Consider the following 24022-nt stretch of genomic DNA (forward strand, 5'->3'; position numbering starts at 1 on the left):
AAATGGATAGAATTGTAACATAGAGGATGTGTTGAACATGAATCAAGAAGAAGGTTATCATGTTCTTGTCTGTTACCATTGTGGGAACAAAACACAGATGAGGCAGATTGCCCATTTTGATAAGCACGAGACGGATAGTTTTTTGGGATTTGGAGAGCTATATTCCGTAACATTTTATACTGACTGGGATTTATATCTCTGTCCAGTATGTGACAATGTTACTCTTCTTAAAACTTCGAAAAATACTGAGGAACGCGATCCACAAAATCTTAGATTAATTCCGAGAGAATCAATACTTTATCCGAACGTGTCTATTGATGAAAGTGGGATACCTGAAAAAGTAAAGAAGTCATTTGAAGCAGCCTTACGCATAAAGAATACAGAAGGAACTTTATGTGCAATAGGTATTCGGCGAACTCTAGAAATGATGTGCAAAGATAAAGAAGCAACAGGGAGAGACCTTTACCATAAGTTAAGGGACTTGTCAAATAAAGGGATACTTCCGCCAATTGTTAATGAAATGGCTTCAGTTCTGAGAGAACTTGGTAATGAGGCTGCTCACGGTGATGAAAGGGAGTTTTCCGACGAGTTAATTGTCTCAATGATCAAATTTACACATGTAATTCTTGATTACGTTTATAATTTGCCAGACAAACTATCGGGAATCCAAAAACACCTCAGTAAGACTGTAGAAGGAACTGCTGAATTAAGAGGCTCAATAATAGTTAGATCTTCCGAAGGAGTAGTGGGTCAACAAGACGCTTAAATAAGGCGTCATGTCTTTTTTCAAACAACGCGATGTGGGGTGAGATGTAATGCCGAGTGAAAGCGAAGTCTCGATGATCAGACTTCCAGTAAATCTGGTGGATGTTCGTACTGGATTAATGGAGGCAAAGTGAGCAGGATGGTTCAAAGAAAAACTCTTAACAGAACTTACTTTCTGTTACGAGTTTTTCTTTAATGGAAAAAGGCGCCTCCCGTCAGATCAATATCGAGCAAGACGGCACATCCAAAATGAGAGCCGAATACTCGTAACAGAAAAAATCTGTGGATGAGAGGAGCATGGGAGATGAGTGTGGTTCCGTTTCGGAAACCTGGTTTTTCAGTTGACGATTACATAACCGATTTTATTCTGGCCTACCCGCGCTTCAGCGAGGGAACGGCTGATGCCTACAAGAGAGCGATCCGTCAGTTTGACGAATGGCTTGCCCAACGCAAGTGGACGAGCCGTGTCCAACACTGGGTTCAGATCCTTTTGCAACTCTCTGTCTTCTTTGAAGTACGAGTCCAGCCACATATCCGCTAACAAAGAAGGTTCCATTCCAATGAACATTGTCATTCTTCCTGTCCGAGAGGTCAAGGGTACGCTTCGCCTAACGCCCTTGACTTCCCGAGTGGGAAGAATGCTTGTTCGCTTGTGGAATGAAACCCATGGTAACGCAAGCTTGAGTTTACACAAAATTCTTGACAGACCCCACTATGACCGAAGAAATCGGTTATTTTAATAACTCCAATCTAACTGTTTTGACGCCTGATCAAATGTGCCCGAACTGTTATAAGAAATCGATACCCAATCAATATTTACACCAATACTGTAATTATAACTCGTATCATGAGCATACTTTGAATAGGCAGAGGCAGTTCCGGAAGTTGATCCGTCAGCAACATAAACTGTTTGGGTTGTATATGCTTTATATTGATTTGTTGTAGACATCATATCCCAAAAATCTACCTTCCAAGCAACACCAGCTTCAGATATATCATATGGTTGACCACCGCAAGCAGTAGAGTCTTCTCCCCACAGTCCGAGATCGTCTCTCCAAGAAAATGCCCGACAACTAAGTGTATTGCCATAAGCTCTCAATTTACTGTTCCAAGCTGTAGTTAAAGTATCTTCATCTGACATAAAGTAATCTCCGTTAAGCCATTCAATTTCATTTTTTATCGTCCAAGATCTAGTTCCTGTAGAAGCCTTTGTTATTCGGATTACTAAATCAGTACTAGGAATCGTAGCCTGCGGCGTTATAATTCCATTTGATGTATCTATTTGAGCTACTTCCTCAAGTTTTTTGGTTTTATCATTACGAACATAATAGGTTGAAATCTGTCCTTCAAATTTCGTTACACCACTTTCAACCCAGTCTCTTTTCACTTCAATAGGATAGCTATCAATTAATGATTCTGGAAATCCTACTTTTTTTAGTACTTGATCAAGTTGTTTTTCAGAAAAATTCATTGCGGATATAGTTTTAGGTTCTTCACTACTCTTATGGTCACTTGCTCCGGCAGCCAGTGGAAGACTTAGCACCATGGCCATAGTGATAGAAAGAAGTTTTTTAAACATACAATCAACTCCTGTTTGATTTTATTTGATATACATTATTTTTACAAATTATCAAAATAAATACTAGATGCTATATGACCATGGTATTTGTGTAAAATGAACTATTTTTACCAAAAATTATATAAAAATAAGACCTGAATAGTGTTTGTAAAGGTATACTTAAATACTAGACTCTGTTTGGTAACCGTTTCTGGAGATGGAGGAAAGACGGGGCGTCATGATGTACATCGTGTACGATGCAGTTTATCAGACCGGAGTGTCACAGAAAGCTCTTTTAGCAGCCAGCAAGCCAGCAGCACGAAGAGACAACCGGGATGGGAGAAAATATTCTGTAAACTCACGTTGTTTGAACTTGGACGTTAAATTTGTTGAATCATAGTCAGAGGAGGCGAACACGTCAGTTATGAAGCGTGAACGTGATGAGATGGGGCGATTCGCCCCAGGCCACTCAATCTCAAAAGGCAATCGTGGGAACCATCGCCCTAAATGGGGGAGCAAAAACAGACGGAAGTACGGGAAGCAAGCGAAGCCAACAGAGCTACTGATCTGTCCCGATACGCACCAGCTGGCAGTATTCCGATGGACAGGGAAAGAGATCATGCGCTTCTTCGATCCGGACGAATCGAGATTCCGAATCGCCTGTGACGGCGTGATCTGGTTATCTGCGGAGATGATTGGACTGGAACTGGCCCGTTATCAAGAGCAATAAGCCGACTGTATAGCAGGGGCCACGCCGATGCTATTCGTCGTGATATGTAATAACTGATCAAGCTCTCCGTTCCTATCAAGAACAAATAAGAAACCTATCCAGAGGAAGTGAACCTCCTGCTGAATTTTTCGGAATGACACCGAGTGAGGTTGATATTAATTTTGTCAGTACGAGAAATGAGAACGACATAATATATTCATTTTCTCTTCTTATTGCAGTAGAAGCGAAGATAAGAGGGGACTTCCGGCTCCAAGTGGATAATTTTGGAACGGACCCGATCTATACAGATTTTATGGCTCTGTACAATAAATTTGATCGTAAGATTCGCATTGAGTCGTTATTGGAATGTTGGCAAAAGTATTTTCCCCAAGAAAAGAAGTTTATCAGTGAATATAAAGCAGCCATTCAATACCGAAATTGGTTAGCTCATGGACGGTATTGGTTACCTGAAAAAGTAAACCGAAAGTATGATTACGATAGCGTTTATACAATTTGTCAGGGACTTGTTCAAAGCCTGCCACTTCATTAATTTTCATAGGCCGAGCCATTCTCATAATCGGGAGGTTTTCGGCTTATAAAATTAACTCGCCACATAATATAGATTATGATGAATAAAACTTCAGAATTTTATATGCTACTGGAAACATAATGTAGAAATTAGGCGTGTTTCGGGAGCGGATAATGAAATTTTAACTCGCAACATAAGATTAGAGGTGTTAGCTGTCATGCTGCCTGAGATTCAAACCTTCTTCGGGAGAAGGGACCAGTGGAAAATACCATCAGGGGATACACATAAGCGATCTGGAATTATTTTTTCGGGACAGGATGGAAGTATTGCCGGGATCGGGTGATTATCGATACGTACACCTATGCGGATTGGTCCGAAAACACCAAAATACCACACAGAAGGGGCCGTTCTGTGTGGTATTTTTATTTTTGCTCTCTCCAACCGCCTATACCCAACTCACCCCTGCTTTTCCAATGCCAATTTCAGTCCAAAACCTATAAGAACAACCCCAGTGACCCTATCCATCACACTCTGCACTTTCGGAGACATCAACCATTCACGCAGATAGTTGATGAAGGATACATATGCCAAAAACCAAGTGACAGACAAAATCGTGTAGATAGCTCCCATCACGATCAGCTGCTGTGTAGTACCTGCCCCTGCCTCCACAAATTGCGGCAAAAACGTCAAGAAAAACATAGCAACCTTTGGATTTAATACGTTTGAAAGCAGACCTTGTTTAAAAGCATGATGTTGCTCATCAGTCTGGCGCTCCTTCATCTGTCCGTTGGTTCCCGGCTTCCGTGTGATAAAAGCAGATACCCCGAGATAGATCAAATAGAGCGCACCGACATACTTGACGATCTCAAAGGCAAGCGCAGATTGCATAAGGATAGCGGAAAGGCCAAATGCAGCAGCAAAGGTATGCACCAAGGAGCCGGCTGTAATCCCCAGAGCCATTTGATAACCTGCTTTTCTTCCCGTTCCAATCGTCGTTTTCGTGATGAGAGCCATATCAATACCGGGACTCATCACCACAAAAAGGGACAATACCAAAAATGTAAAGAAATCGTTCATTCCATCCACCCCTCCCGTTACTTGTAGCAACCCCATATATAAAATATAATTTAATTTGGATAACTACAGTTTAACACGGGTCAGCTTATCTGTTAATTACAATTTACTTTAAGTTAATCATATTTAATTAGAATGGGGTCGTTAGGCTATGGAAAATATTGATATAGGTAAAAAGGTTGAAAAGCACAGAAAAAATAAAAACCTAAGTATTAAGGAACTCGCACAGTTAGCCGAGATTACTCCGTCTATGTTGAGTCAGGTTGAACGTGGTTTAGCGACGCCTTCGATTCAAACGCTCAAGATGTTAGCAAAAGCACTTGATGTCCCTACCTTTAGTTTTTTGCTGGAAGAAACGAATTCGGCTGATTTGGTTGTCCGATCCAGCGAGCGTAAAAAAATGGTGGTTGAAAGCTTGTCTTACGAGCTGTTGTCGCCAGATTTTACTGGGAACTTGGCTACCGCTATTATGCATGTACCGCCACATACATCCTCGTCTGAGAAGCTGATGGAACATAAAGGGGAAGAGGTCGCTTATATGTTAGCGGGGAAAATTAAGATTTACTTAAACGGCGATGAATTTATTTTAGAAGCGGGCGACAGTGTGAAGATACCATCTCACATGAAGCATAAGTGGGAAAATGAATTCAGCGAAAATGCGAGTATTTTATTTTCTGTTACGCCGCCTTCTTTTTAAATGTCTGTTAGCCAACTCTCCATACAACCCAAAAAAACTCGATGTCCCCAGTCTGCCGGGAAATCGAGTTTTTTGTTGTTTCCAATCGCCCAGTCATCCAAGAAAACCAGGGGGATTAACCATCACATTAATACTTCGTCATCAACCAGTTCGCCCGATCCCAGACCAGTTTACCCGCACCCGCACCGTTCGTTGCGGTAAGTCGGTCTTTCAACGTCGCAGGATCATCCAGCGTATAGCTATAAGGCAGAGATGTAAAGCCGTTCCAAGAGAAAGCCTTCACCGGTGCAGGAGTAGGAGCGAGCGAGCTTCCAGCAGTGTCGCTGCTGCCTCTGTAATAAGTTCCATCCAGCGTGTAGATCGTATCTACAGCACGGATTTTCCCTGTGTAGCTTGCATCGGCTGGATCGGCCTGATTGTTGCGGATCGGGGATGCCACATCAAGAATAGCCGATTTTTCAACCAAAACAGCCCCGTCCTCAGTGGAGATCGCCCCGTTGCTGGTGACCCCGAAGTGGTAGCCTTTCCCTGAGATCGCTTTTTCCATGGTAGAAGTAAGCTTTTGCTTCGCAGCACGCGTACCTGTACTGTCCATCACAATATTATAGGCATGGACGTTGCCTGCACGCAGACGGGGCATGCGGTCTTGGATGTCCCGATAATAGTTGTGGTGCAGTGTCACCTGCAGTTTCGCGTTATCTGTAGCGAATTCGGTGGCGCCGATCAGATGGCCTTTTTTCTGTCCGGCAGCAATCGCGATGATATCTTCTTTGCTCAGACCGACCGAGGTGCTTCGCAGGTAGTTGTACATCGGATAGGCAGACTTATTGGCTTCCATGGCATCGATTTGTTGGGTGACCCAGCTGCCCGCACTTCCGTCGTCACCTTTGAAGACGGACCAGGAGATCGTCACACCGTTACTGCCTTTTTTCACGTCGACCAGCCCGTCGTAGGCTTTATTGAAGGTGCAATGGTCAATCCACACCCGCGAGCTGGCACCTTCTACGGTGATATAATCCCAGTCGTTTTTGTCGTAGTTGCCTTTGGTGGACTCATCCCATTCCCACAGCTCGTCGAATTCGAGGTTACGGATGATGACATCGGAGCTGTACTTCATGACGAAGGCCGCATGCTTGATTTTGGCGCCGTTCTGAGAAAAGATCGTCAATCCTTTAAAGCTGTCTACGTAAATCTTGCTGACACCTGTTCGTTTCAGAACGGGGTGTGTCAGAGCAGGGTTGTGCGCTACAAAAGGCATGACTTGAGCCGTCGCAGGAATCTCGCTCCAGCCCAAATCCAGATCGTTCATGATCTCGATTACCTTCACGCCTGAGCCACGCTTCAGGGCGACAGCCAGATCCGTCGCATTATAGACCTTTTTGTAGCGGGGGTCGGTCTCTGGAATATTGCCGCCACCCGTATTGGTGTAAGAGAAGCCAGTGAGGTTGTAGTCGCTGAGTCCAGCCGCACTTGCCGGTACAGGTGTGGAAACGAGGAGAGGAGAGATTAGCATCATGGACAGGAGGACGCCGCTGATTTTGGTGAGTGGTTTTTGTATGTTCATATGAATCTAGCTCCTTTTGGATATTCCTGATTTTCATTCCAGCTGGAAAATCAACAAAGCATTATGGTATACGGGATCTCATCGTTACCACTAGGCCTTGCTTGGTTGATCAGTTAGAAAGGTAGCACCTCAGGAAAATACTTACAATGGTGCTGATGGACTAGCCCTTTTTGGCAGCCTCACGTAGAAACCGACGAAAAGGAGCAAGGCAGCGCGTTACCCTGATGCAGATTACGTTTTGCGGGAAATCAGATAGGGACAGGGAATTTTTACAAGGGAAAAAACGATTAAAATAGAGCGTAGGACACGCGAAAAAATAGGGAAAATAGTAGCTTTTGATTTTTTATCATAAATATTTGTTATTTTTATATGGAGAAAATCACACCCGGTAGAGGTCTCAGAGACCCGTCGATCCTCTCACCGATCGCAAAAAGAAAAGGAGCAGCTGCCGAGGCAAACTGCTCCTTTTCATATTCAATCATAGTGAACTTACTGGCTAACTGACAACCATCAAGCGGCACTTCGCGGCTCCACTTGACGTCCACGAGTTACCGACAGGAAAAAGCTGACCAGCAGAACAACCGCCCCGAAGGTGTAAGGCAGGTTGATATTGACGTCGTACAGGACACCGGCCATTGCAGGACCGAAAATATTGCCAAGACTCATGTACGCATTGTTCATCCCGGCGACGAAGCCTTGCTCATCCCCAGCCATTTTGGACAGCCATGTGTTGATGGCTGGGCGCATCACCGAGGTGAAGGTGAAGAAGAGTACGGTGAGGATCAGGGTGTACCAGAAGTTACCGGACAACAGCATCAGCAGGAGGGCGGCGGCTGACAGCAGGAAGGTCCAATTGATTAATTTCTTTTCTCCAAATTGGTGGATCAGCTTGCCGATCAGTGCAACCTGGATGATCGTTCCGGCCAAAGCACCTACCGTGATCAAGATCGAGATATCTCTGGAGGTATAGGCGTACTTCGCATCTACGAAGAGAGGGAAGATAGCCTCGAAGTTGGCGAGACCGAATGTCAGGGCAAACACCAGCAAGAGCAGAATAAAATAGGGCGCCTTCACAGACTGTGCGAACTGCTTGAAGATGCTCTCACGCTTCGTGGTTGAAGCCTTGGAAGCTTCGCGGTCTTGTTTGGATCTGGATTCAGGCAGGATCAACAAGGAACCGATCAGGCTGATGCCAGCCACGAGAGCAGATACATAGAACGGGATACGCAAGCCGAGCTCTGCCAAGAAACCGCCGACACCCGGCCCGATGACGAAGCCAAGAGACATGGCTGCACCAAGCATTCCCAAGCCTTTTCCGCGTTTCTCCTCGGATGTCACGTCTGCGACGTAGGCCATCATCGACGGAATCATCGATGCGGCTCCGATCCCGCCGATTAAGCGGGACGCATAGAGCATCCAGACTTCGGTTGCGGTCGCAAACACGAGGTTCGAAATCGTAAATAAGACAAGCCCACTGACGATCATGATCTTGCGGCCATACTTGTCGGACCACTCCCCAGCGATCGGGGAAAAGATGAATTGCGTCAACCCGAAGGCAGCGATCAAATAACCGGCTACACTGCCGCCTGCATTGAATTCTTTCAGAAACTCCGGTAACACCGGGATGATAAGACCAATCCCCAGCATTGCGATGAACATATTGATCATCAGCATGACTAAGGGAGCGGTGCGATCTTTTTGAACAGACATGAATACACTCCTATCCTTGTTTCTCATTTATCTCTGTTGAAGGCTTTCACCCATTGTATAAATGTATCATGTAATTTCATTATTTCAAGAATGTACGTAGTAGTAAGATAGTGGACATCTACAAGCTCCCGACAGCGATTGCTTCCACTTCAATTAAGAGGTCATCCCTGATGAGCTTACGAACCTCAACGGCTGAACTGGCTGGCGGATTCACGGTATTGATGTATTGGTCGCGGATCTCCCGCACAATCCCCATTTGCGAGATGTCTGTTACAAAAAAGGTCAACTTCACCACATCATGAAAGCCGACACCCGCCGCGTCCAAGGCGGATTTGATATTTTCAAAAACCTGTTTCGTCTGTACAGCCAGATCCCCTGCACCTACCACTTGGCCATCCTTGTTTAGAGCAATCTGACCGGATACATAAATGGTTCGTGCGTTCCGGACTTCAACAACATGGGTGTAACCAAAAGTTGGGGGCATGGTTTCGGGGTTTATGAATGTAGCCCGTTCCGTATGTTTCATCTTATTATCTCCTCTCGGCTGACCGTAGCCATCTGTTGGTCATTATTTACTAACTGGTTTACATTGATAGCAAAAACAGTGTACCACATCGTGGCACTTCTACCGCCCATTTCCGACACTTCTCTATCTTTTGGCTGATCGACCATCCGGAATCGAAGCGGGACGGGGACGTCAGCACTTGCCGCAATGACTCAGCACAAACTCTTTGAAGCGTAATGCCGCTGGTGACAAATACCGTCCCTCCACCAATGCCATTCCGATCACACGTTGGCATGTTGGCTCGCGGACGCTGATCTGAACAATTTTACTTTTGTCCAATCCTACATTCGGGAGAAGGGACACACCCAGCCCAGCGGAGACGAGCCCTGCTACGGTAGCGATCTCTTCTCCTTCAAACGTAATGGCGGGGTTGATGCCGACCTGCTGGAACAATCGGTCAGTGGTATCGCGCAACGCATAGCCCTTTTTCATGAAGATGAACGACTCGTCCGCGATGTCAGAAAGCATAATGCTGTCAGCGCAGGCCAATGGATGATCAAGCGGCAGGGTGACAAAAATCTCCTCGCTCCACAGCGGAATCCACTGAATCGGCATTCTGTTCTCGGTCGGTTCGGCGATCAGACAGATATCCAACTCACCAGCCTGCAGATGCTCCAGCAACGAGTAGCTGTGATTTTGGATCAATTGAAAGCTGATCGTCGGGGCCAGACCGCGAAAAGCGCCGAGCAGATCAGGAATTAAGCCGGTTCCAAGCGTATGCAAAAATCCTAATGCGACCTCCCCATACTCAGGATGAACCAGATCGTGAAGCTCTTGCTTGGCGTCGTCAAACTCCATCAGTATGCGGTTCACCCGCTTCAAAAACAGCTGGCCGTAACGGTTGAGGATGATCGTACGACCTTGTCGGTCAAAGAGCGGGACGCCCAGTTCTTCTTCCAGCCGGGCGATCGAACGGCTGAGAGCTGGCTGAGACAGGGACAAATACTCAGCCGCACGGGTCACGTGCTGGATACGTGCCAGGGTTTGAAAGTATTCGAGTTGTTGCCATTCCATTCAGGAACCCTCCGTTGCCACCAAAAATTTGCAATCAATTGATTACTTCTGTGCATTGAAACTATAACTACTATGAATTATACATCATGATTTCTCGGTGATAGTATAAAAATCAGAACGGAAGGAAGTGGAGGAGGGTTCATCCATGGGGTATATCCAACAAGGAACATCCGCTTTTCGCAAATCGAATCTAGCTCTTTTTGCCGCTGGATTTAATACGTTTGCCATCCTGTACAGCACACAGCCGTTGATGCAGGAATTCACCAGAGAATTTCATGTGTCGCCGACCATGGCAAGTCTTCCGCTTTCCGTGACGACGATTTCTCTGGCGGTCAGTATGCTGTTGTTCAGCTCTTTATCGGAAGTATGGGGCCGCAAATCTGTCATGTTCATCTCCATGCTGGCCGCCTCTGTCTTATCGATTCTGACTGCATTCAGTACGACATTTGAGTCATTGCTGCTGTTACGGGTGATCCAAGGATTTGCTTTGGGTGGGCTTCCTTCGATCGCGATGGCCTATCTGGGAGAAGAGATGGAGCCGACGAGTCTGGGTGTGGCGATGGGGCTCTACATCAGCGGCAACTCACTTGGCGGCGTATTCGGACGAATCATGTCAGGAGTGCTCACAGACCAGTTCAACTGGCACTTGGCGATGGGGGTGATCGGCTTTATCAGTTTGATCGCCAGCCTGATCTTTTTGGTCAATCTGCCGAAGTCCCAGCATTTTCATCCTCGCCCGATGGAGATCGGCAAACTGTGTGCCTCTATGGTCGATCATCTGAAAGATCCGGGGCTATTGATCTTGTATAGCATTGGGTTTCTCATTCTTGGCAGCAATGTGGCTTTATTTAATTACATCGGATATGTATTGACAGCACCGCCGTACTCACTCAGTCAGACGTTGGTGGGCTGGATCTTCATCGTATTTCTCGTGGGAATGTTCAGTTCTGTATGGATGGCAAAAATGGCTCAAACATTTGGACGGAAGAAGGCTCTTACGCTCTCTATGCTGATTACGCTGGCGGGCGTCTTACTGACATTGGATACCCATCTAGGGGTCAAAATAGCAGGCTTGCCGATCGTATCATTTGGATTCTTCGGAAGTCATTCCATCGTAAGCAGCTGGGTCGGAAGACGGGCCCTCCGCAACAAGGCACAGGCTTCCTCGCTCTACCTGTTCTTTTATTACGCGGGCTCGAGTATAGGGGGGACGGCAGCTGGTGTGTTCTGGTCATCATATGGATGGATTGGAGTTGTCAGCATGATCACAGCATTCTTGCTCATAGCGCTCGCACTGGTGTCACGTCTGGCCAAAGCCACTTCGGTCGCGCAGCACCTTCACGCAGAATAAAAGGGATTCACTTCGTGGAAACTACGAACAGGCAGACCACTAGACACTGATTGAGGAAGGGAGTAGGCGATGAGGGACGTCAAACTTACGGCTTCGGAATTATCCCACTTGTGGGTGGCATATATGAATAGTTCGATGGCTGAACGTATACTGGAGTATTTCGTACACACAAGTGACGATCAAGATATTAAGAAGGTTACACAAGCAGCCATGGAAGAATCGGTAAAAACAACAACCCAAATCAAGCGTATATTAGATGTGGAAGGGATACCTGTTCCCCATGGTTTTACCAAAGATGAGGCAGATCCCCAAGCTCCCAAGCTTTTTACTGACCGCCTCATTATTGAGTATGTAAAGCAGATGGCCAGCCTGGGATTAGCTGTTTATGGGGTAGCCATGTCGTTATGTCCTCGGGAAGATGTACGTCATCTGTTTAAAGATCGGATTGAGTCCTCAGCCAATCTGCTCGAACAGACTGTTTCTACCTTATTAAATAAAGGGATATACGTCCGTCCACCGTACATACCGTATCCGGATTCCACTCAATTTGTGCATAAAGAGAGCTTCATGAGTGGGATGTTCGGAGATCGGCGTCCACTTAACTCTATAGAGATTACCAATCTGTTTCAAAGCACATTGACGAATTCACTTGGAAAAGCAAAGCGTTCCTGAAACGCGGAAAAGATATATCATCCAAGCATATCGAAGTGTTCAGCTCTATGCTTCGTGACGATGACATCTCATCCATCTCCACATGGGAATCAGACGTCACCGATTCCACGGTCTCTCCCTTTTCCGATAAACTGATGCTGCAGCATATTCTATATCTGAATGCAGCCGGGATGGCCTTCTATGGAAATGCGATGTCGACAAGTACCCGCCGGGATGTAGGGGTAACATATAGTCGCCTCTTTACCGAAATCGCTACCTACCTGGACGATGGTGCAGAACTGGCAATTGGACTGGGTTGGATGGAAAAACCCCCCGGTACTGTGGATCGGGAGGCGCTCGCAGGGGTCCAGATATGAACACAAGTGGGACACTAAGTACCAAAAATAGCCTGTCATTCCATTCACATGGGGACGGGCTGCTTTTTTATGCAAAATGATGGGTACATCGGTTGTCACGGGGAACTCATCCAAAAAATTTCACAGAGCGAGTAGCCCTAATGGGTGATACGGTCTAAGAGGGGGAGCATTTATAATGAGTTTGCTGATCAATTAAACCGATTAAGGAGACAACTAGGATTATGAATCAGATCACTTTGGAGAAGCAAACGAAATCCTCTCTCTATGTAACCATATGGAGATGGCATTTCTATGCCGGACTTATTTTTACCCCTTTTCTTTTTATTCTGGCGGTGACGGGGGCCGTTTATTTATTCAAACCACAGTTGGAACAGTGGATGTACCATGATTATTACGAGGTCCAAGCCCAACAGGAAAAAATACCGGCTTCCAAGCAACTGGAAGAAGTGATGAAACAATACCCCGAAGCCAAGGTGACCAGATACCGTCCGGGGGAAGCGCCGACACGTTCGGCTGAAGTGAAAATCAACCTAAACGATGAATCCATTACGGTGTTTGTCAATCCGTATACGGGTAAGCTCATCGGTGAATTGAATGATCAAGACCGCTTGATGGATCGGATCGAGGAGTTTCATGGGGAATTGATGATAGGCACCACAGGAGACCGAATCGTGGAATTGGCTGCCTGCTGGTCGATCATCTTACTTGCGACGGGAATGTATCTGTGGTTCCCTAAGCAAGCGAAGATACGGGGTGTCTTGATCCCCCGATTCACTGGTGATCGAAGACAGATGTTGAGAGACTTGCACGCGGTTCCTGCTTTTTGGCTGTCGGCTGGGGTGCTTTTTCTGGCGGTCACGGGGTTACTCTGGTCTGGCTTCTGGGGGAATCAGGTACAGCTCCTCACGACCAATGCAGGGGTCGGCTATCCGCCCTCTATCTGGGTTGGCAGTGCACCAACCAGCACGTTGAAGACCAAAGAGATCGCCGAGGTTCCGTGGAATGCTCAGAATCTGGATGTGCCATCTTCAAAAGTCCATCAGGGATATGTTCCGGTATCCATCGATGATGTGGTAGACGTTACGAATCAATTGAAGATTCATCCGAGCTATACGGTGATTTTCCCGAAAAGTGAGGAAGGCGTCTATACTATCTCTGCTTTTCCACCGAAAGCAAAAGACGAAGCAACCATCCACATTGACCAGTACACAGGGGCTGTCTTAGCCGATTACCGATATGATCACTACCAACCGCTTGGGAAACTGATGGCATGGGGGATTACGGTGCATAAAGGCTTGGAGTACGGACTCCCGAATCAGCTGATGGGGCTTCTCGTATGCATGGGGATCGTGGGCATGGTCGTCAGCGGTTTGATCCTGTGGTGGAGACGTAAGCCGACAGGACACTTAGGAGCACCGAAGGCACCAGAAGTAAGAAAAATGAAAGGCCTGGTCGTGCTTATGGCCATCTTTGGCATCGTCTTTCCGCTGGTCGGGGCTTCTCTGATCCTTGTTTTCCTGATCGATTGGCTGATGATTCAACGGGTTCCCGCTTTCAAAAAATATCTGAATGCATGATCATGTCACAACAGAGAGGCGGTTATAGACGAGTGAAAATGTATGTACAGTTGCTTTGGATCTTTCTTTTTGGACTATTCCTAACGGCATGTTCGGTCGATCAAGAAGCGGTCCAACTATACAGGCAAGAAAAGCCGATTGATATAGAGATTACCGTGCCAAATCCAATCGTACTGAATCAACCCCAGATCTTCACAGCGGTTCTTCGTCAAGACGGGAGTGCGGTGGATGATGCGGAGGATGTCCGTTTTATGATCTGGAAGGAAGGCAGTACAAGCCCGCATGATACCATGGCCGCGAGTAACGCAGGCAACGGAACATATACAGTAGAAAAGACCATCGATGGAGACGGGGTCTACTACGTGAAGGTACAAGCTAGTGCAGATGGCTCTAAGGTAATGCCAACCAAGCGATTCATCGTAGGTGACATACCAGAAGGCTTTGATTTAGGTAACAAGCAAGATAGTGGACATCATCACGAGCACCATTAATTCCACATTAAGACATGGAAAACCGACTTCTCTGTAATCAAAGAGAGGTCGGTTTTATTTAGTAATTTTAGTAATGCTGGCTATGTGGTTGGCTGGTATCTGTTGGCCACCTCATGATCAGACGACATTTCCAAGATCGGATACGCATATCCGCGCATGGTATCCTCGTACTGAGCAATGGCGTCCACTAACTTTTGTTCACTACGGTGTACAGCGATCAATTTCTCTGCAAGTGTCGCCGCATCTCGTAAGGCGGTGTTGGCTCCTGCTCCAAAGCTTGGCGGCATGGCATGGATGGCATCACCGAGCACGGTAACCCTTGTCGTCTGCCATGGTGCTGTCGGTTTGACCCTGCGGATGGCGTGCGGTGCAATGGTTGAGACATCGACTCTCTCCACGAGACCTCTCAGATCAGGTCCCCATGTCTTGACCGCATCCTTCATCAGCTGGTGCAGCTCCTGCTTTTGTACAAACTGGGCGGTGCCAAAATCGCTGAGTATGAATGCTAAGCTGCACACCCCCAAGATTACTCTGTCACTCTGCTGTTTTGACATTTGAAAACTTGTTTTTTACTATTAATCTAGTTAGTCGTGTTATGAAAGCAAGGGGAGATTGTGTAATGACAACCAAACCAGATTCGCGGGAGAAAATCCTTCAAACGGCCTCACGCCTGTTCCAGCTGCAAGGGTATCATGCCACAGGCTTAAATCAGATCATCAAAGAGAGCGGATCACCCAAAGGCTCCCTGTATCACTATTTCCCCAACGGAAAGGAAGAGCTGGCCGTCGAAGCCGTTACCTATACAGGCAAGTACATTCAAGCCAAGCTGCAGGACACACTGGAGCAAATCGCGGACCCGCTCGAAGCGATCCAGCTTTTTATCAGAGAAACAGCCAACCAATTCGATCATCCAGACAGCATCGAGGGAATTCCAGTCGGACTGTTGGCCAGCGAGACGGCCTTGATTAGTGAACCCCTGCGAATCGCCTGCATGAAGGCATTTACCAGCTGGGAGACTACGATTGCCGATAAATTAATCCGATGCGGCTATGCCAAAGAAGAAGCACATCAGTTCGGCATGCTCATGAATACCATGATCGGTGGAGGCATTATGCTTTCCCTGACCAATGCGGATAAAACCCCGCTGCTGCTGCTTGCAGAAAAGATTCCGGTCTTGTTGGAGAAAAAAGGATAGCCTTTTGGTTGTCCTTTGCGATACTATTATATAGACTGGTCTATTTATATAAATCTGATTAATAAAGAAAGGGGTTGCCACCCTAGTGACAAACCTAGTAATCAATGCGCTCCCACAAGAAAAAATGCCTTATCTGCTGAGAAGCGGAGAGGGAAGACGTTACCTGTTCGGCAGACAAGTCGCCACGATCATGGCAGATGCCAAGAGTACAGGTGATGTGCTGGAGATGATTCTGCTCTCCGGGGGAAAAGGAGACGCTTTCCCAGCGATTGTCCATCGGCATACACATAAAGGAATCCTCGTGCTTGACGGCAAGCTGGAGCTTTCGCTCAATGAGCAGAACTATCTCCTATTGCCAGGCGATTACGCGCACATCCCGGCTGGAACTATCCACAGCTATCAGATGCAGAGCCATCGAACCAGATTCGTCTCCTACTCCGTACAGGGGAACCTCGCGCAGATGTACTCTATCATCGGGAAACCCTATGATAAGGTCGAATACCCACCGCATGTCAGCAGTGAGATTTCAAGCGAACATTTTGCAGAGGTCTCAGCGGTTGCTGATGTTGAGTTTACCCAGAATGGGCCACAAGCGGGTAAGGCTGTCTTAGCTGAACAGACGAAGCTGCCTGATCAAGTGGTTCCTTATGTACTGGAGTCAGGTGAGGGGGACCGCCTGTTGACCGGTGATCAGCTCCATCGAATCCTTGCAACCCAGAAGAACACCGATGGGCAATTCATTATCGTTGCCTCTGACGGGCCGAAAGGAGAACGGATCGTCGATCACTACCATGAGCATCACACCGAGACGTTCTTTTGTCTGGAAGGACAGATGACGATGTGGGCCAACGGTGAGGAGATCCGGCTGAACCCAGGCGATTTTCTGCATGTCCCTGCCAACACCGTTCACTCGTATCGTCTGGATTCACACTATACCAAGGTTGTAGGGATGCTGGCCTCCGGTCTTTTCGAGCCGTTCTTCCGTACCTTGGGCGATGAGTATGAGCCTTATATGTTCCCAAGTGAACCACAGCCTTTGCGGTTCGACCGGGTGTTGCAAAACATCGGGAACTTGGATTTGAAGGTAGTCTCCAAAGTCACTCCATAAGAAATACGGTACAGCCGTCTATGTCCGTACGGGCTTCCGTCTAAATAAGAAAACCGCCTTTTCTGCTGGGATGAATCTGTTCACCATAAATCATGGGATGGATTCATCCTTTTTCCTGCTTGTTCGACAGGTATCGGGGGAATTCTGTTCAGTCCACCAAAAAAAGTCAACCAATCATGAAACCGCTCCCGCTGTTAATACGTATAACTTATTGCAAAGCTGGATGATTAAGGAAAATACAAAAAGGAGGAGAGCACATGGGATGGCTGGAGATGCTTTTTCTGATCTGCATTCTGTTCGGACTGGTTTATGCCATCATCATCCTATTGTTTGGGGACCATCACGGTGAGTGGCTGGGGCATTTTCAGGTGCCCGTCTTACAGCCAATCAGCCTGGTCAACGGGATTGCAGCATTCGGGGGAAGCGGTCTGGTTCTGCGCTATCTGACTCCTTTTCACACTGGCTTTGTAGTTGGATTGGCACTCTTGTGTGGGGTACTGATGGCTTTTGCCGCTTATTTCATCTGGGTGAGACCGATGCGTGATGCAGAGACGTCGACAGGCTACTCGGTGCAGAGTCTGATCGGCAAAATCGCAGAGGTACACACGACAATCCCGGCAAAAGGTCACGGGGAGGTCCTCATCCCGATGATCAATGGCACGACCCACCACATCGCCGCCAGTCTGGAGGGCGTCGAGATTCGCGAGGGGGCGAAGGTGATCGTCGTCACAGTGGAGGAGCACGTCCTGTACGTCATGGGGTACCGGTTCACAGGCAAGTCGTAAGCAGCAGGTAAAAGGGAAAGAGTAGAGGGGGAGCACTCACATGGAATCTATGGTATTCGTTGCAGTCATCGCTGTCGTGGCCGTGTTCATTGTGCTGGGGATCGCTTTTTGGGCGCGTTACAAGACCGTGGGCGCTGATGAAGCGATGATCGTGACAGGGAGTTTTTTAGGGTCCAAAAATGTACAGACAGATGAATCCGGCAGCAAGATGAAAATCGTCCGGGGCGGCGGTTCGTTCATCCTACCGATTTTTCAACAGGCTAATTTTATCAGCCTGCTCAGCCATAAGCTGGATGTGACCACACCAGAGGTCTACACCGAGCAGGGCGTACCTGTGATGGCAGACGGTGTCGCAATCATCAAGGTGGGCGGCTCGATTGAAGATATCGCCACGGCCGCCGAGCAGTTCATGGGCAAATCAGACGAAGCGCTCAAAGCAGAGGCCCAAGAGGTTCTCGAAGGCTACCTGCGTGCGATCCTCGGCAGTATGACGGTGGAAGAGATTTATAAAAACCGCGAACGTTTTGCCCAAGAAGTGCAATCTGTCGCGGCCAAAGACCTGAAAAAGATGGGACTCAATATCGTCAGCTTCACGATCAAGGACGTCCGTGACAAAAACGGCTATCTCGCCGCACTCGGTATCCCGCAGATCGCCGCTGTCAAGCGTGACGCGATGATCTCCCAAGCCGAAGCAGACAAGGAATCCCGCATCAAGCAGGCCCGTGCCGAAGAAGAGGCCAAAAAGGCAGAACTGCTCAAAGAGACCAACATCGCTGAAGCGGAAAAAGAAAAAGAGCTGAAGGTCGCAGCCTTCAAGCAGGAGCAAGACCAAGCCAAAGCATCGGCAGACCAAGCTTACAAGCTGCAGGAAGCCGTCACCAAGCAAAAGGTAACCGAAGAAGAAATGAAGATCGACATCGTCCGCAAGCAGAAGGAAATCGAGCTGGAAGAAAAAGAAATCCTCCGCCGCGAGCGTCAATACGATGCCGAAGTGAAGAAAAAAGCCGACGCCGACCGCTACGCTGTCGAGCAGCAGGCCGAGGCGGACAAAGCGAAGCGGATGCGCGAAGCCGACGCACTGAGCTACCGTATCGAAGCGGAAGCACGGGCCCAAGCCGAACAGCAACGTCTCGCTGGGGTGGCGCAAGCTGATGCGGAGAAGGCACGCGGTACAGCCGAAGCAGACGTCATCCGCCTCAAGCTTGATGCCGAAGCAGAAGGGAAGCGCAAGCTGGCAGAAGCTTATGAAATGTTCGGTCAGGCGGCCATCCTCGATATCGTCGCCCGCATGCTCCCAGAGCTGGCTGAAAAAGTGGCGGAGCCGATGAAAGCAATCGACAAGGTCACTATCATCGATACTGGTAACGGCCAAGGCGACGGCGTCAACCGTCTCAGCACCAACGTGACCAAAATGATGGCTCAACTGCCTGAGATGCTCAAAGACGTGTCCGGACTGGATATGACAGAGATGATCCAGAATTTTGTCCAGCGCGGTCAGGCAACAGGTGGGAAAACAGGTGCCGATACAGAGAACAAGGGCAACGCCCCGGCATTTGATCTGAATGCGGCTGCTGCTGCTCTCATGGAGAAAAAGGATCAGGAGCATCAGGAGTAACGCTTCATGAGTTAGCTAACAGACAGCGAACACCACAAAAGCCAGCTTACACGCGGTCAGCGCAAGCTGGCTTTTCCCTGTTTTCCAAATTGACAGAATCCTTCCAAAGCTGTTACGATCAATCCAACCAAACCTACAAGTACAGGAGTCTTTCTGATGACATACGCAACTCCATCCCTTTATGTAGAACCGATTCGTCTGATCCGTTCTGATGCCACCTTTCCAGCGGCGATTTGTTTTTGCCATGATGCGGATATCCGCAGGTTATATACCCACCACCCCTTCCTGCATCCCAATGAGCAGGCTGTCTATATGAAGTATGAGCACGCCCGCCGCCAGAAAAGCTACCTTTTAGGCAGATATGTCGCCAAGCAGGCAACAGCTAAGCTGATCGGTGAGACCCAGCTGTCCCGCGTGGAGATCCGGCAGGGTGTGTTTCAGTTCCCGATCGTGGGTCATCCGACCTCGTCTAATGTGCAGGTCAGCCTGAGCCATTGCGATGATTTTGCCTGTGCAGTCGCTTTTCCCGAGGAACACCCCCTGGGTATCGACATCGAGGAGATCAATCCGGACCGCAACACCCTGATCCGCGACCAAGCGACTCCTGCCGAGCTTCGTCTGCTCAGCCAGCTGCCACTTGGTGAGGATGTAGCCATGACCACTCTGTGGACAGCCAAGGAAGCACTCTCCAAGATACTCCGGACGGGTATGATGACCCCGTTTTCTCTTTTTGAGATGGAGAAGCTGACAGTGGCAGACGGTGTGGTCACAGGGGAGTATACGAATTTTGCCCAGTATAAGCTGGTGTCGTTTCAGCTGGGTGGTTATATCTGCACGATTGCCGCGCCTAGGCGGACAGAGCTGTCCTCGCTTCAGATCGGGCGCATCCAAGCTCAGTTTGCCTCGATGGGCACACGGTAAAAAATCGCTTTCTATATACATAGATACAACCCGCTTTGGACGAGGGGTTGTATTTTTTTTGAAGAAAATCGAAAATACATATTGCATAGGGTAGGGGGGTATAGTATTATTAAGTCATCAAGAACAGCACGACGAAGCACATCAAATGGTAATACTACAAAATACAGAGCTAACGGACCTTTAATCCTGCTCATGGAGGAGATAAAGATGAGTAATACAGCAGCACTTGCCCACCAAGAAAAGACCACATCACTCAAGATCGAAGGAATGACCTGCGCCGCCTGCGCACTCCGGATCGAGAAAGTCCTGACCAAAGTGGACGGTGTCGAACAGGCGAACGTAAACTTTGCTTCTGAGAAGGCTACCGTATCCTATGACCCAAGCCGTGTCAGTATGAGCGACCTGCAAGCGAAGATCACAGACCTCGGCTACCACGTCGGCACAGAAAAAGCCACCCTTGATGTCAAAGGAATGACCTGTGCAGCCTGCGCGACCCGCATCGAAAAAGGCTTAAAAAAAGTTCCAGGCGTCACCGAGGCCAACGTCAACCTCAACATGGAACGCGCCACCATCCAATACAACCCGGAAGAGGTCAGCGTCACAGACCTGATCCAGAAGGTCAAAGACATCGGGTATGAAGCACATATCCACACCGATGACCAGCCCAAAGCAGACAACAAAGAAGAAGAGCTGAGCCGTCACAAATACCGCTTCATCGCATCCGCCATCCTCTCCTTGCCACTATTGTACACCATGATCGCCCACTTCGGATTCCACGGCGCATACATGCCACACTGGCTGATGAATCCATGGGTGCAGCTGGCTCTCGCTACTCCGGTCCAATTCATCATCGGCTGGCCATTTTACCGCAGTGCTTTTAAAGCGCTCAAGAACGGCAGTGCCAACATGGATGTGCTCGTCTCACTTGGTACCTCTGCAGCGTACTTCTACAGCTTAGCCGCGACCTTGGCAGGCAGGGGAGACCAGCTTTACTTCGAGACAAGTGCAGTCCTGATCACCCTGATCATCCTCGGGAAATGGTTCGAAGCCATCGCAAAAGGCCGCACCTCTGAAGCGATCAAGAAGCTGATGGGCCTGCAAGCCAAAAACGCAACCGTCATCCGCAACAATCAAGAGATGAGCATTCCAATCGAAGAAGTCATCGTCGGCGACGAGATCCTCGTCAAGCCAGGTGAAAAAATCCCGGTAGACGGTGTCGTCCTCACAGGCAACTCGGCAGTCGATGAATCCATGCTGACAGGCGAAAGCGTCCCAGTGGATAAAAAGCAAGGCGACGAAGTCATCGGTGCCACCATCAACAAAAACGGTGTGCTTACGTTCCGCGCCACCAAGATCGGTAAAGACACCGCGCTCGCCCAAATCATCAAAGTCGTAGAAGATGCACAAGGCTCCAAAGCTCCGATCCAACGTATGGCAGACGTCATCTCCAATGTATTTGTTCCGATTGTAGTCGGTCTCGCTGTCCTGGTTTTCCTCGCTTGGTATTTCTTCGTAGATGCAGGCAACTTCGCACATGCGCTTGAGAATGCCATCGCCGTACTCGTGATCGCTTGCCCTTGCGCACTCGGTCTCGCTACTCCAACCTCCATCATGGTAGGTACGGGGAAAGGTGCTGAACATGGAATCCTCTTCAAAGGCGGCGAGCACCTCGAAGCAGCACACAAGCTCGACACCATCGTTCTCGACAAAACAGGCACCATCACCAAAGGCGAACCGTCTCTCACCGACGTGATCCCATATGGCAATTTCCAAGCAGACGAGATGCTTCGTCTGACTGCAACCGCAGAGAAAAACTCCGAGCATCCACTCGCGGAAGCGATCGTCAAGGGCGCCCTGGAAAAAGGAGTCGGACTTACCACTTCTGAATCGTTTGAAGCCATCCCGGGTTTCGGTCTTCGTGCCCAAGTGGAAGGCCGCACGCTCTACATCGGTACCCGCAAGCTGATGAACCGCGAAAATATCGACATCACACAAGCCATCTCCCAGATGGAACAGCTCGAATCCGACGGCAAAACCGCTATGCTCGTCGCCATCGACAACCAGCTGGCCGGTATGGTAGCGGTAGCTGACACGATCAAAGAAAGCTCCCGTGAAGCGATTGCCGAACTCAAAAAGCTGGGTCTTGAAGTCGTCATGATCACCGGTGACAACCGCCGTACCGCTGAAGCGATTGCCCGTCAAGTCGGGGTCGACACCATCCGTGCCGAAGTCCTGCCTGAAGATAAAGCCAAAGAAGTTGAAGCGTTCCAAAAGCAAGGCAAAAAAGTAGCCATGGTCGGCGACGGGATCAACGACGCTCCAGCGCTTGCCACCGCAGATGTAGGGATGGCGATCGGTACAGGTACAGACATCGCGATGGAAGCAGCAGACATCACCCTGATGCGCGGTGAACTCACCAGTATCGCCGAAGCGATCAAGCTGAGCAAGAAAACCATGGGTAACATCAAGCAAAACCTCTTCTGGGCACTCTTCTACAACACCATCGGGATTCCAATCGCCGCAATCGGCCTGCTCGCCCCATGGGTAGCCGGTGCAGCGATGGCCTTCAGCTCCGTATCCGTCGTGCTCAATGCGCTTCGCCTCAAACGGGTCAAAATCTAATCCCCATTATCATCCCCATAGGATCACGACAGCCCCCCTGTCTTGATTATAGAAAAGGCGCTGGACTCCCTCATCCAGCGCCTTTTGTTAATAAATTCCCTGTTCTGTCAACTTAAAGCCAAAAACCCCGTACTCTCTGCTATAATAAGAGATAATGCGGGAGAAACGAACGCAACTAATCCTTTGCGTTGCTGGAGGTATTATATATGAATGAACAACAACTGAATTCCCACGAGTGTGCCGAAGACGCATCTTGCCACAGCAACGGGAGAAGCTCACACCATTCCGACAAGACCAAAGCGAACCTGCAATCCCGGCTGAACCGAATCGAAGGTCAGATTCGCGGTATCAAAGGCATGATTGAAAAAGACGTATACTGTGACGACGTGCTCAACCAGATCGCTGCTGTGCAGTCCGCACTTAACTCCGTCGGGAAAATGCTGCTCGAAGGCCATATGAAAAGCTGTGTGATCGACCGGATTCAAGAGGGCGATCATGATGTGATTGAAGAATTCCTCAAGACTGTCAACAAATTGATTAAGTAGGCTGATGTACACCCTGTTGTCTCATTTGACAGGGTGTTTGTTTACACTTGGTAACTCGCTACCTAGAGGTAAGTGGGGTACACTATAGGGACAAAACGAACGTGAGGAGGATACACATGAGTCAACAGAGCCAACACTCATTTACACTGAATGCGACATGGGAAGGCGGACGCCTGGGAGCCGGACATCTCAAAGCAAAAGGGCTGGACACCCAGATGTCTGTACCAACTGAATTCGGCGGCCCCAATACCGGAACCAACCCGGAGGAGCTATTGATCGGCTCAGCCATGACCTGCTACATGATCACACTGGCGGCGATTCTGGAAAAGCGCAATTTTAAAGTGATCTCACTGACGCTCCAGTCGGAGGGAATCGTCGGGGTCGAGGCAGGCAACACCGGTTTTCGTCAAATCATCCATCGTCCGACCATCGTGCTCGGTGACGGCGATGAGAAGACGATCGAAGTGGCCCAACAGGCTGCGCATCGGGCCGAAGAGGTCTGCATGATCTCCAAAGCGATGCGCGGCAACATTGATTTCATTGTTGAGCCTACCGTTAGGATCGGGCAAAACGTATAAGGGACTGACCCAGCTTTTCTT

The 24022-nt window shown here is 48.5% G+C and carries 24 protein-coding genes; 17 read left to right on the forward strand and 7 right to left on the reverse strand.

Features of this window, described 5'->3' with window-relative positions; genetic code table 11:
* Positions 1-37 precede the first annotated feature (37 nt).
* A complete protein-coding gene (locus FGI41_RS13140; protein ID WP_139490644.1) occupies positions 38-766 on the forward strand; it encodes a DUF4145 domain-containing protein in 729 nt (242 codons plus the stop codon).
* A 303-nt stretch (positions 767-1069) separates the two neighbouring features.
* On the forward strand, positions 1070-1306 hold the full coding sequence (locus FGI41_RS13145; RefSeq protein WP_139490646.1) for a hypothetical protein: 237 nt from the start codon (positions 1070-1072) through the stop codon (positions 1304-1306).
* A gap of 195 nt (positions 1307-1501) precedes the next feature.
* Here FGI41_RS13145 and FGI41_RS13150 read toward each other — a convergent pair whose 3' ends face one another.
* A complete protein-coding gene (locus FGI41_RS13150) occupies positions 1502-2344 on the reverse strand; it encodes a hypothetical protein (protein WP_139490648.1) in 843 nt (280 codons plus the stop codon).
* Positions 2345-2747: 403 nt separating this feature from the next.
* Here FGI41_RS13150 and FGI41_RS13155 point away from each other — a divergent pair, with 403 nt between their 5' ends.
* A complete protein-coding gene (locus FGI41_RS13155; RefSeq protein ID WP_139490650.1) occupies positions 2748-3053 on the forward strand; it encodes a hypothetical protein in 306 nt (101 codons plus the stop codon).
* Positions 3054-4017: 964 nt separating this feature from the next.
* Here FGI41_RS13155 and FGI41_RS13160 read toward each other — a convergent pair.
* Positions 4018-4638 carry a LysE family translocator gene (locus FGI41_RS13160; protein WP_139490652.1) on the reverse strand — a complete coding sequence of 207 codons (621 nt, stop codon included), beginning with the start codon at positions 4636-4638 and terminating at the stop codon, positions 4018-4020.
* A 148-nt stretch (positions 4639-4786) separates the two neighbouring features.
* Between FGI41_RS13160 and FGI41_RS13165 the strand changes: the two genes are divergently transcribed.
* Positions 4787-5332 (forward strand): cupin domain-containing protein, encoded by a 546-nt coding sequence (locus tag FGI41_RS13165; RefSeq protein ID WP_139490654.1) that lies wholly within the window; start codon positions 4787-4789, stop codon positions 5330-5332.
* Between the two features lie 127 nt (positions 5333-5459).
* Here the strand turns inward: FGI41_RS13165 and FGI41_RS13170 are convergent, their stop codons facing one another.
* The 4 genes from FGI41_RS13170 to FGI41_RS13185 form a co-directional block, all read right to left on the reverse strand.
* Positions 5460-6848 (reverse strand): pectate lyase family protein, encoded by a 1389-nt coding sequence (locus FGI41_RS13170; RefSeq protein WP_438358021.1) that lies wholly within the window; start codon positions 6846-6848, stop codon positions 5460-5462.
* Between the two features lie 558 nt (positions 6849-7406).
* A complete protein-coding gene (locus FGI41_RS13175; protein WP_139490657.1) occupies positions 7407-8606 on the reverse strand; it encodes an MFS transporter in 1200 nt (399 codons plus the stop codon).
* Positions 8607-8724: 118 nt separating this feature from the next.
* Positions 8725-9132 carry a RidA family protein gene (locus FGI41_RS13180; RefSeq protein WP_139490659.1) on the reverse strand — a complete coding sequence of 136 codons (408 nt, stop codon included), beginning with the start codon at positions 9130-9132 and terminating at the stop codon, positions 8725-8727.
* Positions 9133-9303: 171 nt separating this feature from the next.
* Positions 9304-10185 (reverse strand): LysR family transcriptional regulator, encoded by an 882-nt coding sequence (locus FGI41_RS13185; RefSeq protein WP_139490661.1) that lies wholly within the window; start codon positions 10183-10185, stop codon positions 9304-9306.
* Between the two features lie 145 nt (positions 10186-10330).
* On the opposite strand from FGI41_RS13185, the gene FGI41_RS13190 reads away from it, so the two are divergent.
* The 5 genes from FGI41_RS13190 (at position 10331) to FGI41_RS13210 (ending at position 14632) form a co-directional block, all read left to right on the forward strand.
* Positions 10331-11536 carry an MFS transporter gene (locus FGI41_RS13190; protein WP_139490663.1) on the forward strand — a complete coding sequence of 402 codons (1206 nt, stop codon included), beginning with the start codon at positions 10331-10333 and terminating at the stop codon, positions 11534-11536.
* A 69-nt stretch (positions 11537-11605) separates the two neighbouring features.
* Positions 11606-12208: a DUF3231 family protein gene (locus tag FGI41_RS13195; protein ID WP_139490665.1), complete on the forward strand. Its 603-nt coding sequence runs from the start codon at positions 11606-11608 to the stop codon at positions 12206-12208.
* Between the two features lie 47 nt (positions 12209-12255).
* The gene (locus tag FGI41_RS13200; RefSeq protein ID WP_255298450.1) at positions 12256-12564 is read left to right on the forward strand and encodes a DUF3231 family protein; all 309 of its coding nucleotides are present in this window, start codon (positions 12256-12258) and stop codon (positions 12562-12564) included.
* 221 nt (positions 12565-12785) lie between these two features.
* Complete coding sequence (locus FGI41_RS13205) at positions 12786-14141, forward strand: PepSY-associated TM helix domain-containing protein (RefSeq protein ID WP_139490668.1); 1356 nt, start codon at positions 12786-12788, stop codon at positions 14139-14141.
* 38 nt (positions 14142-14179) lie between these two features.
* The gene (locus FGI41_RS13210) at positions 14180-14632 is read left to right on the forward strand and encodes a FixH family protein (protein WP_255298467.1); all 453 of its coding nucleotides are present in this window, start codon (positions 14180-14182) and stop codon (positions 14630-14632) included.
* An 80-nt stretch (positions 14633-14712) separates the two neighbouring features.
* On the opposite strand, the gene FGI41_RS13215 is transcribed toward FGI41_RS13210, so the two are convergent.
* Entirely contained in the window at positions 14713-15150 is a 438-nt protein-coding gene (locus tag FGI41_RS13215) for an FAD-dependent oxidoreductase (protein ID WP_255298451.1), read from the reverse strand.
* Positions 15151-15251: 101 nt separating this feature from the next.
* Between FGI41_RS13215 and yxaF the strand changes: the two genes are divergently transcribed.
* The 8 genes from yxaF to FGI41_RS13255 all read left to right on the forward strand — a co-directional run bounded on the left by yxaF (position 15252) and on the right by FGI41_RS13255 (position 24001).
* Entirely contained in the window at positions 15252-15827 is a 576-nt protein-coding gene (gene yxaF / locus FGI41_RS13220) for a transcriptional regulator YxaF (protein WP_139490674.1), read from the forward strand.
* 124 nt (positions 15828-15951) lie between these two features.
* Positions 15952-16935, forward strand: coding sequence for a quercetin 2,3-dioxygenase (locus FGI41_RS13225; RefSeq protein ID WP_139490986.1), 984 nt, complete (start codon positions 15952-15954; stop codon positions 16933-16935).
* A 257-nt stretch (positions 16936-17192) separates the two neighbouring features.
* Positions 17193-17720: an NfeD family membrane protein gene (locus tag FGI41_RS13230; RefSeq protein WP_139490676.1), complete on the forward strand. Its 528-nt coding sequence runs from the start codon at positions 17193-17195 to the stop codon at positions 17718-17720.
* A 40-nt stretch (positions 17721-17760) separates the two neighbouring features.
* Positions 17761-19335 (forward strand): flotillin lipid rafts scaffold protein FloT, encoded by a 1575-nt coding sequence (gene floT, locus FGI41_RS13235; protein ID WP_139490678.1) that lies wholly within the window; start codon positions 17761-17763, stop codon positions 19333-19335.
* 156 nt (positions 19336-19491) lie between these two features.
* Positions 19492-20256, forward strand: coding sequence for a 4'-phosphopantetheinyl transferase family protein (locus FGI41_RS13240; RefSeq protein ID WP_139490680.1), 765 nt, complete (start codon positions 19492-19494; stop codon positions 20254-20256).
* Between the two features lie 207 nt (positions 20257-20463).
* Positions 20464-22878 (forward strand): heavy metal translocating P-type ATPase, encoded by a 2415-nt coding sequence (locus FGI41_RS13245; protein WP_139490681.1) that lies wholly within the window; start codon positions 20464-20466, stop codon positions 22876-22878.
* A 206-nt stretch (positions 22879-23084) separates the two neighbouring features.
* Positions 23085-23423: a metal-sensitive transcriptional regulator gene (locus tag FGI41_RS13250; RefSeq protein ID WP_139490683.1), complete on the forward strand. Its 339-nt coding sequence runs from the start codon at positions 23085-23087 to the stop codon at positions 23421-23423.
* Between the two features lie 116 nt (positions 23424-23539).
* Positions 23540-24001, forward strand: a complete 462-nt coding sequence (locus FGI41_RS13255; protein WP_139490685.1) for an OsmC family protein — start codon at positions 23540-23542, stop codon at positions 23999-24001.
* Positions 24002-24022: the final 21 nt, after the last annotated feature.

Origin of the sequence: Brevibacillus dissolubilis, assembly GCF_006170445.1 — a bacterium.
GTDB lineage: Bacteria > Bacillota > Bacilli > Brevibacillales > Brevibacillaceae > Brevibacillus_B > Brevibacillus_B dissolubilis.

Bases quoted from the DNA above. Each gene is read 5' to 3' on its own strand.
- FGI41_RS13140 (WP_139490644.1), top strand. From the start codon at position 38: ATGAATCAAGAAGAAGGTTATCATGTTCTTGTCTGTTACCATTGTGGG.
- FGI41_RS13145 (WP_139490646.1), top strand. From the start codon at position 1,070: ATGAGTGTGGTTCCGTTTCGGAAACCTGGTTTTTCAGTTGACGATTAC.
- FGI41_RS13150 (WP_139490648.1), bottom strand. From the start codon at position 2,344: ATGTTTAAAAAACTTCTTTCTATCACTATGGCCATGGTGCTAAGTCTT.
- FGI41_RS13155 (WP_139490650.1), top strand. From the start codon at position 2,748: ATGAAGCGTGAACGTGATGAGATGGGGCGATTCGCCCCAGGCCACTCA.
- FGI41_RS13160 (WP_139490652.1), bottom strand. From the start codon at position 4,638: ATGAACGATTTCTTTACATTTTTGGTATTGTCCCTTTTTGTGGTGATG.
- FGI41_RS13165 (WP_139490654.1), top strand. From the start codon at position 4,787: ATGGAAAATATTGATATAGGTAAAAAGGTTGAAAAGCACAGAAAAAAT.
- FGI41_RS13170 (WP_438358021.1), bottom strand. From the start codon at position 6,848: ATGATGCTAATCTCTCCTCTCCTCGTTTCCACACCTGTACCGGCAAGT.
- FGI41_RS13175 (WP_139490657.1), bottom strand. From the start codon at position 8,606: ATGTCTGTTCAAAAAGATCGCACCGCTCCCTTAGTCATGCTGATGATC.
- FGI41_RS13180 (WP_139490659.1), bottom strand. From the start codon at position 9,132: ATGAAACATACGGAACGGGCTACATTCATAAACCCCGAAACCATGCCC.
- FGI41_RS13185 (WP_139490661.1), bottom strand. From the start codon at position 10,185: ATGGAATGGCAACAACTCGAATACTTTCAAACCCTGGCACGTATCCAG.
- FGI41_RS13190 (WP_139490663.1), top strand. From the start codon at position 10,331: ATGGGGTATATCCAACAAGGAACATCCGCTTTTCGCAAATCGAATCTA.
- FGI41_RS13195 (WP_139490665.1), top strand. From the start codon at position 11,606: ATGAGGGACGTCAAACTTACGGCTTCGGAATTATCCCACTTGTGGGTG.
- FGI41_RS13200 (WP_255298450.1), top strand. From the start codon at position 12,256: ATGCTTCGTGACGATGACATCTCATCCATCTCCACATGGGAATCAGAC.
- FGI41_RS13205 (WP_139490668.1), top strand. From the start codon at position 12,786: ATGAATCAGATCACTTTGGAGAAGCAAACGAAATCCTCTCTCTATGTA.
- FGI41_RS13210 (WP_255298467.1), top strand. From the start codon at position 14,180: ATGTATGTACAGTTGCTTTGGATCTTTCTTTTTGGACTATTCCTAACG.
- yxaF (WP_139490674.1), top strand. From the start codon at position 15,252: ATGACAACCAAACCAGATTCGCGGGAGAAAATCCTTCAAACGGCCTCA.
- FGI41_RS13225 (WP_139490986.1), top strand. From the start codon at position 15,952: ATGCCTTATCTGCTGAGAAGCGGAGAGGGAAGACGTTACCTGTTCGGC.
- FGI41_RS13230 (WP_139490676.1), top strand. From the start codon at position 17,193: ATGGGATGGCTGGAGATGCTTTTTCTGATCTGCATTCTGTTCGGACTG.
- floT (WP_139490678.1), top strand. From the start codon at position 17,761: ATGGAATCTATGGTATTCGTTGCAGTCATCGCTGTCGTGGCCGTGTTC.
- FGI41_RS13240 (WP_139490680.1), top strand. From the start codon at position 19,492: ATGACATACGCAACTCCATCCCTTTATGTAGAACCGATTCGTCTGATC.
- FGI41_RS13245 (WP_139490681.1), top strand. From the start codon at position 20,464: ATGAGTAATACAGCAGCACTTGCCCACCAAGAAAAGACCACATCACTC.
- FGI41_RS13250 (WP_139490683.1), top strand. From the start codon at position 23,085: ATGAATGAACAACAACTGAATTCCCACGAGTGTGCCGAAGACGCATCT.
- FGI41_RS13255 (WP_139490685.1), top strand. From the start codon at position 23,540: ATGAGTCAACAGAGCCAACACTCATTTACACTGAATGCGACATGGGAA.